General features: G+C 42.8%; 7 protein-coding genes. 2 read left to right on the forward strand and 5 right to left on the reverse strand.

Translation table 11 applies throughout. From position 1 onward, the window contains the following. Nucleotides 1–161: 161 nt before the first annotated feature. The 5 genes from Q0C11_RS01875 to epsL form a co-directional block, all read right to left on the reverse strand. Complete coding sequence (locus Q0C11_RS01875) at nt 162–3,647, reverse strand: UvrD-helicase domain-containing protein (protein ID WP_293005239.1); 3,486 nt, start codon at nt 3,645–3,647, stop codon at nt 162–164. After that, a complete protein-coding gene (locus tag Q0C11_RS01880) occupies nt 3,640–6,408 on the reverse strand; it encodes a PD-(D/E)XK nuclease family protein (protein WP_293005241.1) in 2,769 nt (922 codons plus the stop codon). The genes Q0C11_RS01875 and Q0C11_RS01880 overlap by 8 nt, the downstream gene beginning before the upstream one ends. Before the next feature lie 28 nt (nt 6,409–6,436). Then, a complete protein-coding gene (gene fdxA, locus Q0C11_RS01885; protein ID WP_293005243.1) occupies nt 6,437–6,760 on the reverse strand; it encodes a ferredoxin FdxA in 324 nt (107 codons plus the stop codon). Between the two features lie 222 nt (nt 6,761–6,982). Next, the gene (locus Q0C11_RS01890) at nt 6,983–8,404 is read right to left on the reverse strand and encodes an undecaprenyl-phosphate glucose phosphotransferase (RefSeq protein ID WP_293005245.1); all 1,422 of its coding nucleotides are present in this window, start codon (nt 8,402–8,404) and stop codon (nt 6,983–6,985) included. After that, nucleotides 8,401–9,642, reverse strand: coding sequence for an XrtB/PEP-CTERM-associated polysaccharide biosynthesis outer membrane protein EpsL (epsL, locus tag Q0C11_RS01895; protein WP_293005247.1), 1,242 nt, complete (start codon nt 9,640–9,642; stop codon nt 8,401–8,403). The genes Q0C11_RS01890 and epsL overlap by 4 nt, the downstream gene beginning before the upstream one ends. Before the next feature lie 559 nt (nt 9,643–10,201). Between epsL and Q0C11_RS01900 the strand changes: the two genes are divergently transcribed. Further along, a complete protein-coding gene (locus tag Q0C11_RS01900) occupies nt 10,202–13,915 on the forward strand; it encodes an ATP-binding protein (RefSeq protein ID WP_293005249.1) in 3,714 nt (1,237 codons plus the stop codon). Nucleotides 13,916–14,101: 186 nt separating this feature from the next. Further along, nucleotides 14,102–15,826, forward strand: coding sequence for a dihydroxyacetone kinase family protein (locus Q0C11_RS01905; protein WP_293005250.1), 1,725 nt, complete (start codon nt 14,102–14,104; stop codon nt 15,824–15,826). Nucleotides 15,827–15,852 lie beyond the last annotated feature (26 nt).

Consider the following 15,852-nt stretch of genomic DNA (forward strand, 5'->3'; position numbering starts at 1 on the left):
TCGACCTTGGGGTTCAAAGTCAAGTCATTTGTCATAAAATTACCTTCCAAAACCCATGGCCTCTCCTCCCCTTTTCACCCTTTTCCCCTTTACTCACAATAGCTAAAGGGGTAATCAATGCTTCTCCAAATTTCTTGGAAATATTTCTGAACTCCACACAATTACTCCCACTCACGCCAACCTTTAATAAGCGGAAGATAAATTCCTAATTTAATTGGTCGCGAATCAATTTGTCGCATCATTTTTGCATAACAATTCAATTGTTCCTGATAACGAATCTGTTCACAATTTAGAAAATTTTGAATATCTGATCCCTCATGACTACTAGTTTTGTAATCAATTATCCACCTAATTCCCGTAGAATCATTGAACGTTCTGTCAATCACGCAACTCATGAGCTTATTATCAACAATTCCAACAATCTTCAATTCATTTTTTGCATCCTGCTGATCCCTCAAAATCCACTGTCCTCGTTCATCACTGATTGCATTGATTAATGCTAGAATCACGCGATCGATCGCGTTTTCCACTTCCTTATCGTCTCCGCTCATACCATCAGCAAGCAAATTTTGTTTAAAACAACTGCGCATCATCTGTATGCGAACAGCATCCCAGCCACGCAACTCATCTTCAGCAATTTTCCTTAACCAACGATGCACTACATTACCAACGTGACGAGCCATTTCTCCCGCCCATGAAAATTCAATCGCTTCCAGAATTTTTTTAGCTTCGTATACTTCCTTCCAAACCATCGATTTTGGAGCATCTGGTAGCGTCCATCCTTCCTTCAGCCTATATATGCCTTGATTGTTTATATCACCGACAATTACTTCAAAATCTTTGTTTTCAAGCTTAAGGTTATCATTTATCGAATTTTTTTCAGCTGCTTCATAATAAATTGATTGCACAGTAGGCCATAGCTTATTTAACAATGAACTCGCCGCTGGCTTTTTAGGTATATATTCCCTTTCTTCATTCTCGACTAAGCACACATCACCTAACAAATGCAAAAATTTCCTGGCACGTGTCGCAGCCACATATAGCAAACGATCCGCTTCATGCTGCTCTTTATCACACTCAATTTTCTCCATCCACCTATAAATCGGATCAGAACTTAATCCTGTTTCCTGGATGGGCGCGAGTAATAACTCTGGATTAACTAACTTGTGTCCGACTCCAATACAATCAAGTGGTTGCTCCATCCATCTCAACAATTGCTTATCACTTCTGCGCTGTTCCCGACCAAGCCCAGGTATAATGACTGTATCAAACTCAAGCCCTTTAGCTTTATGAATCGTCATAATCTGCAAGGAATCATCTACTATTAGATCGTGTGATGCATAGAGAGTATTTAATCCTTTCTCAAAGCTTGCCAGATCCCGAATCGTACCGACTTCTTCCTGTCTCTCTAGATAATTCAGAAAGATCATGGCATCGCCCCAGATTGTTGCAATTTCACTCTTATTTTTTCCAACGGGATTAATACACCCTGGTCCGCCCAAAACTTGCCAGACTGCTTCAACCGTCATACGTAGCGACTGACGTTGCCGATGAAATATACAAGGTATTAGAGTTTCGCGTAGTCTTTCTAATCGCATCTTTGCATCAGCTGAAATGTACCGCCAACAATTTTTGTCATAAATTAACTTCCATATGATTGTTTCTTTGGCAGTTGTATCACAATTTTTTCCTTTCTGTTCGTTGCCGGCTTTAAATAAAGCATCAATGTCTTTAAGCAAAAGCCCACACCACGGCGCACGTAATAACGCAGACCAAGCTATCTGATCCATCAAATTTATCAAGGCACGGGTAAGTATAAGCAAATCTTGAACTACTGGCTTGTAATGCAGCAACTCAATATCAATGGCACGGAACCGCAAGTCAGATTCTTTTAACTTCGGAACAATCGCTTGCAGATGACTGCGGTTACGCACCAAAATTGCGATGGTTCCTGACGGATAATCAAGGCGAGTTTGCTTAATAATTTCTACAATCTGTCTGGCCTCAGCAACCTGATTTCTATCAAACAGAGGATATACCCGTACTGCAGCCTCAGTAAGTTTAGGGTGTACCGCAGCTGAAGGTGTAAAAACCACTGCGCCGGATTGAATCTCTTCACAATCAGGCATAATTTGCGCAAAGGTTTCATTAACCCAATCAATAATGCCTTGTTGCGAACGGAAATTAGCACTGAGGGTGATCGGTTGCAGAATCAGTTGACCAATCCCAGAATTTCTAGCTTGTAAAAAAAGCCCTACTTCCGCTTCCCGAAAACGATAGATGGATTGCATCGGATCTCCCACAACGAATAGGCTACGTCCATCTCCTACTTCCCAGCCGGCAATAAGTTTTTCAATTAGCTTAAACTGACTGATCGAAGTATCCTGGAATTCATCGATTAGCAAATGTTGAATACGATAATCCAATGCCAACGCCAGGTCCGTAGGGAATTCGGAATCCCCCAATGCAAGCAATGCGCGCTGCGTAACCTCCGAGAAATCCACAAAACCACTGGCTTGAAAAATAATCTTAAGTTGTGCGACGGCATACGGTAATAATCTTGTTATTGCACCAAGAATCCTCCATTGTTGATCCGTATAGTTTACTGGTGGCAGTAGGCGTATATCTTGCAGCGCTTGTCGGAAAATTTCCTCTGAGCCAAGCGTAGTGATCAAAGTACTCCAACGGTTTTTCCAAACTCTTGCTACACTTTTCTCAATCTTGCTGTCGCCAGACGGAAAACCTTCGTTAACAGAGATTTTTTTTCTCCAAGAACCTTCTCGAGTAAGTAGCAATTCTGCAACTCCATGCCAATATTCAATATCAGCCGGAGTAATGTTATCCATTTGATTAAAAAATATTATGGGTGATTCTCTGTCATCAGAAATCAGATTTGCAGCAGCATAATGCAACAAATCCAGTAGCTCGTTTTCTAATAAGTTTGGAAATTGCAATGAAACATATTGCAATGCACGATAGCGCAATTTTTGTAAAGATTTTTCTAGCTCTTGTCGGGTTCTACCATGTATATGGCGTAGCCAGTGATCACGACGTGCCAGCATCTCGGTAAGTAAAGATTCGAGACGCCCCACGTCGTTATCCAAATGCTCAAGCAACTGCTCCACATCATCAGCAATTGCATGGTCTTGCTGCATCGATTCTAGGGTAGCTCGTACCGCTTTCAAATAAAAATTGGTAGCGTCCTCAATCGTCTCAGGCTGCGCCCCGAATTCTGACAGCAAAGGCATCTGTCGTGTCAAGGAAGCGCACAATGAATCAATTGTCTGTATCTGCAATCGCTCGGGGTGCTCAGAAAGATGCCAACCAGCCTGCTGATCACGCAATAAAACAGCCGCTGCCAACTCCTGATTCAGTTTTTCATAAGAAGTTCGAACTTCTTTAGTTGGATTGCATGCAATTTCAAACTCGGCTAGAACCCGAGTACGCATTTCTGCTGCAGCTTTGCGCGTAAAGGTAATAGCCACAACCTCTTCAGGCATATCGACACAAGCAAGTAATTTGAGATAGCGCTGGATAAGTAGCGCCGTTTTGCCCGACCCGGCCGGTGCCTGAACGATGAATGACTGAGCTGGGTCAAGTGCTTGATAGCGTTGCTCTGCATCAGGAGTCAACTTAAAATCAGTCACTTTCCTTGCTCAGCTCGGTAATACCATCATCAATCCGCTCACGAATTCGACAAAATAACTGCATGTCACAATACTTACACGTTACAGGAAAATTTTTGGGATTTACTTTGGCATCGCCATTGCAAAAACCTGTTGCAAGATTTGTCAAATGCTGTCGCCAGGCTTCAATCAAATCCTCCCACGTATCAAACCGCTTGCATCTATCTAATTGCGAAAAAGCTTTTATGCCTGGCAATAGATCCGACTCCCGCAAAATCGCAGCAAACCCCATTTCACCTCGCTTTATAACAGCAAATGCGGCACCTGCAGCTTGTTGTCCAATTTCAGTCATTACCAGATATAAAGGTAGTTGCGGCTCATCTAGACGCTCTCCTATCATCGATTGAATAGAATTTTTACTTGTTTTGTAATCAATAACAATACGTTGCCCACCCTCCAACTCATCGACTCGATCTAAGCGTGCGCTCAAGATCAAATCGCCTACTTGGATGGTTCGCTTTTGTTCAACAGCAATTACCTTAAAATAACCACGCTTTTTCTCTTCCATCAGCCATTCAAGCGCCAAACGAAATAAACGTCGTTGTTCAATTTGTGCAAAACGCCCCGAAAGTACTGTAGATCTAAATTGCTGTATTTCTGAAATGGCGCTGTTTATAATATCTTTCAACATACGGCCAAGATTGTGATCATCGATGCCATCAAGCGCCTCCTTGGTTTTCAATTGTTGCCATAACTGGGCTAATACCTGATGCACCAACGAGCCTCTTTCTACTGCATTTAGGCCTGTATGCGGCACATCCAAACTTGTGATAGACAATCGATGCTTAGCCCAAGCACGAAATGGGCATGCAGCATAATCCTTGATTACCGATGTGCCTCCCTTTATGCCTTGCTTGACGATTTCTTTATCCAGTGGTGGCGATTCACAATCTACTATGTATTCCATTTTGCACGATTGAATAATCCGGTCATGATGCTGTTCCATATCGGGAAATACCGGCGGTCTACTGAGTGGTATCGATTGAATCAATGGGCTGGGCTTTAATTCATGCCCATCACGATCATCACTATATTGAGGATGACTTAAAACAATATCTCTGGCACTAGAAAACCACTTCTGCGTCAGTCGTTGGCAGTAGGCAGATGACTCCAGTGTTGATCCCAAGGGCAATTTTGCTTTGCGTTGCATCTCTAACGGCAAAAAAGGATTCGGACGGGATCGCAAAGGCCATTGCTCATCAGATAACCCCATGATCCATAGGTGATCAAACTCCATTCCGATCGCTTCGAATACACCGATAATTTGCACAGGCACATTAGGTGTTTCAGGCTGAAACAACGTATTGTCAGCCATTTGACTCAGCCGATTGATGGCTCCATGGTAACTGGTATTTGCATTGACTTGATCGAACGCTGCAAAATTTGCGACAAGTGTCTGCCACTTTTTAAGTGTCTGATACTCATTGGAATCCAAAGTACGCTCTCCAGGGAAACCCAAAATTTGCAATACCTCGGACATAATTCTGGCGTATACAGTATGACTGGTCGATTCCGGAAGCTTAGTTTGACGAAATATCCTTAACACTGACAAACACTGCAGCAAAATTGGGCATTTTTTTTGCCCACCTGCTTGCAATACGAGTGCGAGTAATCGCTCTAAAGAGATCTCAGGTTCAGTATAACGGCGTATTTGTGCATCTAGAAGCGCGCGTTGATCCATTTCAGTTTCGCTTCCTGCAAGAAACGGCGAACACAACCAATGACTAATACGATTAAATTCCATTTTTTGATCCAGTAATGCCAAGCTTACAAAAGCTGCATCAATCAATGGGTAAGTTGTTAGTGCCAAACCCAACGAAACATTAAACGGGACAATACTATTTTTTGCTCCCGGTAGCGCAAATCGGATATCTGGTTCCATCACCTCATTAAAAACACGAATCAGCTCATTGCGATAGTTGGGCAGCGCCGGCACCACGATACCCACACGCACACCATAACTTGCTGTTTCAATTCTGGACCGCGCCCATATTGCCGCTTGACGAATTTCCTCTTGACTATTCACATATTCAAACCGCTGAATGTTCGCCAGCGATTGCTGGTATTGTGTAGCTGGATTAGCCATCACCACTTCACAACCGCAATCGCTCATTTTCTTTAAGAAGGTGATTTGCTGTGGTGTAATAACATCGAAGCCATAACAAACCATTAAAGATGGTTTATCTATACCAAGAAATTCATATTGTTCTGTAATCAGATCACAAATACGCGCTTGATCTGTTTGCCGGTTAAATGCCGTTATATCTTGATAAGTTTTTGCCCAACCTAGAAACACTTTAACATCTTCGTTTGGTACAAAATCGCCTAAACCATGGATCAATCGCCAAGCGTGTGCGAGATGCCATGCTTCACTGACTGAACGTGCTGTTTGTGAAACTCTCAATAATACTTTTCCATCTTTTGAGGATAGAATAATTGATTCCCAAAGCATTTGCTCCTGATACACCGACAATAGCGAAGGTAATATAGCTGCTGCTTTAGCATATAATGATTCGAGATGAATTCGCTCAATTAGCGATGAAAATGGCAGGATATCTGCCGGATACCACGCAGCTTTTTTCTGGTTGATTTGTTCTTGATTAAATTTTTCATTAAGCGCCAATGCAAGCCTCCGGTTAGGTGTAACCACCAAACTGCTAGCATTTATGCGCTTAGAAATTTCATCAAAGGGAATCTGTGGGAATTGTGAAGAATCAAGCATGCGGTATCTGAATTACCGCCATTTCAACTTAGCGTTGCAGTTGATCCAACTTGCCTTTAACACTAGCCCAGTCATCTGCATCAGGCAATGCATCTTTTTTCTCAATAATCGGACGCCATGTTTTAGATAATTCGGCATTCAGCGGAATAAAGTCCGCCTGGTCATCGGGTACATCATCCTCAGCGTAAATAGCCTCCACCGGACATTCTGCAACACATAATGTACAATCAATACACTCATCCGGATCTATCACTAAAAAATTAGGGCCTTCACGAAAACAATCTACCGGACACACATCCACACAATCCGTATACTTACATTTAATACAATTTTCAGTTACAACATAAGTCATGACAACTTCCTTGCTTAACACTTTTATAGAATAGTATATTTTAGCAGAATTCCAAACAGTAACGCCATCATCAAAACTACTAGAAACTCATATTTTAGTAGTGATACGCGAATAAACCTTTTCTTTTGCTTGATAGATTAAGAAACTAAGAAACTGTCAAACTACCCCGGCGTTCATCTTGATTACCTATTGGCTATCGCTTGCGCACCCAAATCCACGTAATCAATATGCATTATCTTTACGCAAGACGATCAAGACGGTCTTAAGAATGATCCAAAGGTCGAGCCAGATGGACCAGTGCTTGAGGTAATATAAATCGTGTTCAATACGCGCTTGCATTTTTTCCAACACTTCGGTCTCGCCACGCCACCCATTAACCTGAGCCCACCCGGTAATACCGGGTTTGGCTTTATGTCGTAGCATATAGCCTTTGATTAATTTGCGATAGAGCTCATTATGTGCAACTGCATGAGGTCGCGGGCCTACGATGCTCATGCGTCCTTGCAACACATTAAAAAACTGAGGCAACTCATCCAATGATGTGCGACGCAGGAATCCACCAATTTTTGTGAAACGTTGATCGTTTTCTTGTGCCTGTTGAATATTTACGCCGTCTTCAATAACCGTCATGGAGCGGAATTTATAAACAGTGATTTCTTCACCGTTAAGACCGTAACGTCGCTGTTTAAAGATAATTGGGCCTGGTGAAGTAAATTTAACTGCTAATGCAATACATGCCATCAAAGGAAACAGCAAAATAAGGATGAGAAACGCAAGCACAAAATCGCTGATAGATTTAACTACACCATCGATACCGGTAAAGGGTGATTCATTCATGGCGACTACGGGAATATCACCAATATATTCAAACCGCGCCTGCATCAAATCAAAGATATAAATATCCGGAAGAAAATATATAGAAGTTGTTGTATCCGGCAATTCATCCATCAATTTCTGAATTCGTGGCTGTGATGACATTGGCAAGCTGATAAAAACCATATCAATGCTATGCTTTTGAACATAAGGCACGACACCCTCCAATCCTCCCAAACGCGAGCCAAAGTTGACTGGTTGGGTAACCGAATCCATTGCATGAGATTGAAAGTTATCCGGGATTCGTGTGCTACCACGTTCATCGAAAAAACCTTGAAAATTGATTAGAAAAAAAGGATGCTCCGCAATATGTTTGATGAAGTGTAAACTGTTCTCGTTGATACCAATAACTATCGCCGAACGCAACTTGCCTTTGTGATACAGATTGGCGACGATGCGATGCACAGTAAAATGACTTGCTATCAGCATCAAAGGCGTGACAATAAACCAAGTCAGCAACACTTCCCCAGAAAATTGGTTATGAAATTTAGTGGCATAACCCAGAAATATCAGGATAGTGACAATAATTAGCCAACCCATCACGGTATCTCGCATATAAGCAAGCAAGCGGCCCTTGCGCCAGTTGCGGTAAACGAGGATACGCTCAAAAATGTAAGAAGAAATAAAAAAAGTAATAATGACTAGTATCAAATAGTAACTGGTGAAATCTTCTTGATAGAACCAGGTTGTCAGTATCAGCATGCTCCATATAATGAATGGATCAAGCAGATGCTTGAAAAAGGCTACTATGGGCAAATCATTAACTGTCATCGCTGTCCGTAAGTATATTGCAGATTGACATTGGCGCCATTGGCGTTAAAGCCACCAAAAAAAGCATCTGATTTTAAATCAGCATGATAAGCTGAGGCACTAAGCTCGAGACCAAGATAAGGGTTATATACGAATCTGACAGTAGCATTGCGGATTCTATTGTGCACACCTATAGCATTGGATAAATCAGGATCAGTAAGGAATGGGTTTATACGGTTACCAAAATTGCGTGTTTCATATGAGAAATCTCCCTCCATGCGTACTTTTTCTGTGATATTCCAGAAGGGAATTAAGCTTACGCCAGTATTTAGACTGAAGCTTGCGGTCAGATTTTGCCTAGCCGAGGTTTCGCGCCAGCCACTAACAGTCAATCCCGTTTTATCTGTAGGGCGCCATTGAAAGATGCCACGCGCATTGAATCCGCTAAAGTCGCGCTGTGCAAAGCTGGCATTTTGGCGATCTACCCACCCTCCACGCACTTGGAAACTGGTTTTACTGGTTACATCCCAGTTAATTCTGGCCATAACCTCTTTTTGATTGTAATCATTATTGACAAATGCTGATGAAGGCTCAAAAGGAAAATTACCATCTATGTAGCGAAAAAGCACGCCGATCGTATTTCTACCAACTGTTCCGCGCGAAGAAACATAGTCAACTCCCCCTTCAAACTGATTTTCAGTACGTTCAAGGAATCTTAAACGCGGAACATCAGGGGGAGCTTTAATACCAAGATCATAGCGCGTAAATTCACCATTCAATCGCCACCTTGGATGAAATCGCCAAGCCCCGTTAATATATTCTATCAACTCGGTGCGAATAGATTTAATACCCGGCTGAAACAAGAAAGGCGCCAGCGATTGTGTATAACTGGCACCCATATTACCTTCCAACTGATTGCCTAATAACCAGTTCCAGTTGCCGCTGAAGTTTTTCAGATTGTTGTCCATTATACTAAATCTGTCGAACTGGACGCGACTATAGTTAAAGTTAGCGCTTAACCGCTGCCGACTGATTTCCTTCTGAAAAATAACACCGCCAGTAAATCGATGTGACATATCAAAAAGATCTCTCTGAACAATTGCATTACGAATAGTTCCATCAGGGAGGTTGTCGGTCGGCTGCTTGTCCCTAATGCGCAATATATTGTCATCAGCGGTATAAGAATAGCTTCCGAAAGGCTGTATCACTTTGCCAAAGGTCTGCTGTGCATGAGTAGATGAGTTAAAAAAAACCAACATCACACATCCTGAAAAAAAAGACCCGAACCGAATGGATCGTAACAAGCCAATCACGCTGGACATATGACGACACTGACACATGTACGTAACGGTACTTTCACTAAACAGATATTTCATCAACTTCCAATTCTCAGAGTTCGCATTATCATTACCTGAATATCGCAGATATTTGACAGAATCGCCTTTCCTTTCCCATAGCATATTCTCATAAAATTATTTTTAACAACAATTTTTCTATAAGAAAAGTTGCCTTTTTGATCCATTCTTACCTAAGTGTCGCTATTTTTAACAATTAGGTTTAAATTAATGATACAAAATGTTCTATATGTGTTACAGAAATTTAAAGCAATAGAATTACGACACAATCTCCAATAACATTAGAACAGAATGAATAGATGTCAATCACAACAGAGAGGGGCGACAAATATAATGATGATGTCGAGGGAAGTGAAAATTTAATTTGAGTCTTGCAGACTTGATTATTGAATTGACTTCTCTGCTTGTTTGGTTGAAAAATCAGTTGGGTAACTCGACTGGCAATGATCACTAGGAGAAACTGATGAAATTCACTTCACTTACACAGCGTTTTGCTGTCTGGTTTACATTGGTTTCTTTACTACCAATATTGTTCATTGGCAACAGCTTACTGCATACATTTGAAGCCGAGATAAAGAAATCAGCTATTCAGAATGTCTCTGCTATCGCTGACAAGAAGGCCGAGCAAATCGACTATTACCTTCAAGAACGTTTGCTTGATGCTTATTTGGCAAGTGGCACAAGTACAACCCATGAGGCAATTGTTAAATTCTCCACAACTTTTGAACAACATGGAGTCGACTCCGATGAATATCACCAGCTGGATAAGATATATCGTGAAAGCTACAAACGCTTTTTGGACAATGCCAAATATTACGATCTATTTTTGATTTCAACTCAAGGGACAATCGTTTATTCTCAGGCACATGAATCTGACTTTGCAACTAATCTTCAGACTGGCCCCTATCGTAACACCGGTTTAGGTAAAGTCGCCCGACATGCGCTGGACAACTTAGAAAGTAGTATTTCAGACTTTGAATATTACGAACCATCCAAAGGCGCTATAGCCGCGTTCGTTGCGACACCTATTATTATTGAGGGTAAAATTAAAGGAGTGCTAGCGTTACAAATCTATAGTCAACTTGTGTTTTCAGTAATTTCAAATAACGTGGGTCTTAGAAATAGCGGAGAAACAGTCGTTGCACGACTTGAAGATGATCAAACCGCTTTAGTAATGGCTCCAATGAAATATGATCCTGATGCTGCATTAAAACGAAAAATACCTCTTGATAATCCACCATTGTCCACAGCAATCCAATATGCCCTAGATGGCGATTCTGGTGGCGCATTAACTGTTAATTACCGTGGCAAGGAAGTTGTGGCGGCATGGCGTTATTTGCCGCGCTTGAAGTGGGGTATGGTGGTAAATATTGACGCTGATGAGGCATTCGCTTCTGTTTATCATGTACATTTTATTGGTGTAGTGATTGTTATCCTAACCTTTCTTGCCGCTTTATTCGGGGCCTTTTTATTTAATCGCCGTGTTGTCGATCCTTTGAAGCACTTGAACCAGAGTGCACTGGAAATTTCGGCAGGTAACTTACATCAGCGTGCCGCGATTGAAGGCTGGGATGAAATGAGGCAACTTGCGCAAACATTTAATCTTATGGTGGAACGGCTAAACGCTAGTAACCTCGAGCTTGAAAATAGAGTTGCCGCACGCACAGACGATTTGCAACGGGCAAATTCTGCTTTAGCGATTAAAGAAGAAGAAATGCGTTCTATTGTTGAACACATGGTTGATTGCGTGGTAACCACCGATGAGATAGGCACAATTCTTTCCGTCAATCCAGTAATGGAAAAGCTATTCGGTTATAGCCATGATGAAATGATTGGGCAAAATGTATCGATCATCGTGCCTGAGCCTGATCGTAGCCGACATATCAGTTATATGGAAAATTATTGCCGCACTGGGCATGGCCAAGAATATGTCGGTCGCCCTTATTTGTCTGGATCGCATGGCATTGGGCGCGGACGTGAAGTAGAAGGCATTCGAAAGAATGGCGAACGAATTGAATTATATTTGGCGGTCAGTGAATATTTTGTGGGCGAAGAGCGACACTTTACCGGTGTGCTGCGGGATATCCGTGAGCATGTGCGCATTATGAATGACTTACGGCAAGCACGGACTGAGGCAGAGCAAGCTAATAAAGCTAAATCGGCTTTCTTAGCCGCTATGAGCCATGAAATCCGCACACCGATGAATGGTGTAATTGGCATGATTGACGTACTTAGGCAAACCAGTTTGACTGGTTATCAAATGGAAATGGCTAACTTGATACGCGATTCTGCTTATTCGCTGCTTTCCATCATTGAAGATATTCTTGATTTTTCTAAAATTGAGGCCGGTAAGCTGGAAATAGAAAAGATCCCAATGTCATTAGCAAGCATTGTAGAAAACGCTTGCGGTATGTTGGCACACGTCGCTCTCAGCAAGAAAGTAGAACTAACCTTGTTTATTGATCCAGAAATTCCAGAAAATATGCTAGGTGATCCCTTGCGACTCCGCCAAGTATTGGTAAATATTATCAATAACGCAATTAAATTTTCCAGTAAGCAGGAAAAGCAAGGCAAAGTATCGGTGCGAGTATTATTGACTGAATCTAATCCCGATCAAGTAGTGGTAACTTTCCAGATCACCGATAATGGTATCGGTATGAATAAAGAGACTCAGGAGAAATTGTTCAAATCCTTCTCTCAAGGTGATCCTTCTACCACACGGCGATTTGGTGGAACCGGACTCGGTTTGGCAATATCGCATCATCTGGCAGAATTGATGGATGCAGAAATTACGGTACAAAGCGAACCTCAGCATGGCTCCACTTTTATTATACAAATGCCTTTTAAGCCTTTAACCAAGATTTCATATGCCGATCACAAGATTGATGATCTCGAAGGCATGAACTGCTTGATATTAGGTGAAAATGATGGATTAAGTAGTGATCTGGCTGTTTATTTAAAAAGTGCAGGCGCCATGGTCGAGCAGGTATCCAATCTCACAAACATTGATCATGTTATTCAAAAGCTTGCTCCTGGTTTATGGCTTGTTGTTATAGATGCCGGAGAGCAAGTGCCTTCAATTGAAACATTACGCGCTGCGTTTAACGCCCGCTCTGAGGTTATAAAAAAAGACGCTGATACAGGCTTGTACCAACCGCAACCTTATATAGAGCCTCGATTTATTGTGATTAAGCGAGGTCGCCGGCGGCAAGCGCGTATCGAAGATATCGACATTATTACGTTGGATGGCGATGTCATGTACCGTCAATCGTTATTTCGCGCGATGGAGATCGCTGCCGGAAGAATAGAAGCAGAAACAGAAGAAGCGCCTCCTCTGAACATCATCACATCAGCGCCTAAGCCCATTTCACGTGAAGAAGCCTTAAAGCAGCGCATGTTAATTCTGGTAGCAGAAGATAACGATATTAACCAGAAAGTAATTCGCCAGCAACTCAATCTGCTGGGATATGCGGCAGACATTGCCAGCGATGGTAGAGAAGCATTGAAACGTTGGCAAAGTGGCGATTATAATTTGTTATTGACTGATTTACATATGCCTGAAATGGATGGATTCGAGCTGACAAAAGATATTAGAGCAGTAGAGACTAATCAGAAACATATTCCTATTGTTGCCTTGACAGCGAATGCGCTAAAAGGTGAAAAGGAACGTTGCCTGCAAGCTGGAATGGATGATTATCTGAGCAAACCGGTTCAGCTTGACGATCTGCGTTCGATACTTGAAAAATATCTACCCAATCAGCAATCAATTGAAGCTATCAAATCTGCCTCTCGACCTGATTTATCCAACAGCAAAGCTAAATCCGAGTTAGCCGAAACACCGCTCAATATCCATGTTCTCGAAGAACTGGTTGGAGATGATCCAGTAATGATTAAGGAAATGTTGCTGGAATTTCGCGTCAGCGCGGAAAAAATTGCGTCGGAGCTCCATGCCGCTTATCAAGCTGGCCAATTAACAACAGTCGGTTCATTGGCGCACAAACTCAAATCGTCGGCACGTTCTGTCGGTGCACTTGCACTAGGTGAATTATGCGCACAAATGGAGCAAGCAGGTAAAAACAGCGATGCAGAAACACTAGCTGTATTCCTTACAGCATTTGATGCGCAATTGACAAGTATCAAAACTTATCTGAGTACTTTATATGCGAAAGATGAGTGAGGTCGTCGGCAGCAATTTTTTCGTTGTTAAAGCAAGACGATTAGGCGGATTCTGTATCTGTATAAATCATGCTGCGAATCTGTGTTTGGAATAGAGAAGCAGACAATGGGATATAGTGGAAATAATTAAACACCATGCATACTTGCCGAGATAAATCTAGAATCAGCAGTAGATTACTACCAAACTATGACTTATCTGTTCAATAATCCAGAAAATTTTGCAGACGAGCTGATTAATGGATATGTTGCGGCACACCGCAATCTAATACACCTGGTTGATGGTGGCGTGATTCGGAAGCATAAGGCTCAACCAGGTCAAGTCGTACTTGTTATTGGCGGCGGTTCTGGACATTATCCGGCGTTTGGTGGGTTTGTTGGCTCGGGATTGGCACACGGCGCAGCCATGGGGAACGTCTTTGCAGCGCCATCGGCACAACAGATTTGCAATGTGGCACAGGCTGTGGATGCAGGTGGCGGCATTTTATTTTGCTACGGCAATTATGCTGGAGATGTACTTAATTTCAATCAAGCGCAGGAACAGCTTTGCGCGATAGGTATTGACGTCCGGACAGTCATCGTAACCGATGACATTGCTTCTGCACCTTTGACTGAAAAACATAAACGCCGCGGTATTGCCGGCACTTTCCCGGTTTTCAAGGCTGCTGCTGTTGCCGCAGATTCTGGGAAATCGCTTGATGATGTTTTTCGCATCGCAACTGATGCCAATGATCGCGTACGAACACTCGGCGTGGCATTTTCTGGTTGCACTCTGCCTGGTGCCAATAAGCCACTGTTCGAAGTTGCAAATGGAAAGATGGAAGTTGGTATGGGGATTCATGGTGAACCCGGTCTCTATCGTATCGATGCGCCAACTGCCGATGGTCTGGCAGAAATGTTGGTCGACAAGCTGCTCACTGAAACTCCTTCAACCATCGTCAATGGTGATAGCGCACGTATCGGCGTGATACTTAACGGCCTTGGTTCTGTGAAATACGAAGAATTATTTGTGGTCTATCGCCGGGTTGATCGCTTGCTATTCGAGCGCGGATTGACCATCATTGATCCCATAGTGGATGAATTAATCACAAGCTTTGACATGGCAGGCATCTCACTTACGTTATTCTGGATGAACGATGAGCTTGAGAAAACCTGGATTGCGGCAGCAGACACGCCCACATTCCATAAGGGTAATATCGTTCGTTCCAATATAGACACGCCCTCAGCCAGTCAAATCAAAGAAAAATCTCCATTAGAAATTGGCTCTATGGACTCACAATCCGCTGCAGCAATAGTTTTTGTGGCGCTTAAGGCCGCTTGCAAAGTGATTACCAAAAAGAGCGAGGAACTTGGAAGATTGGATGCTATTGCTGGAGATGGCGATCACGGCTTAGGTATGCAGCGTGGAATCACCGCAGCGGTTGTAGCGGCAAAAGAAGCGCTTGATGCCAAAGCAGGTGCTGGAACACTTCTTACAGTTGCTGGCGACGCTTGGTCGGATCGAGCTGGCGGCACATCTGGCGTCCTATGGGGTGTTATCCTCCGCAATCTAGGCAATGCTCTGGGTGATGAGGCCACACCCCAAGCATCAACAGTTGCTGTCGGCATTGCTTCGGCACTTCGCGATGTAACCAATCTTGGGAAAGCACAGTTAGGCGACAAGACGCTTGTTGATGTTCTATTTCCATTCTCATCAGCGCTTGCTGCAGCGGCATCACAAGGGCTTTCGATTGCCGATTCTTGGGCCGTTGCAGCCGATATTGCAAATGGAGCAGCTCAATCCACCAAGAATCTTCTACCTAAAATTGGCCGCGCGCGTCCTCATGCGGAGCAAAGTCTCGGCACACCCGATCCAGGTGCTATTTCGATGGCTCTGATCATTAGCGCGATTGGGAAAACCATTAACTTCTTGTAAAATGCATACAAGTATCCAATAAAAAA

Origin of the sequence: Nitrosomonas sp. (assembly GCF_022842015.1) — a bacterium.
In the GTDB taxonomy this organism is placed as follows: domain Bacteria; phylum Pseudomonadota; class Gammaproteobacteria; order Burkholderiales; family Nitrosomonadaceae; genus Nitrosomonas.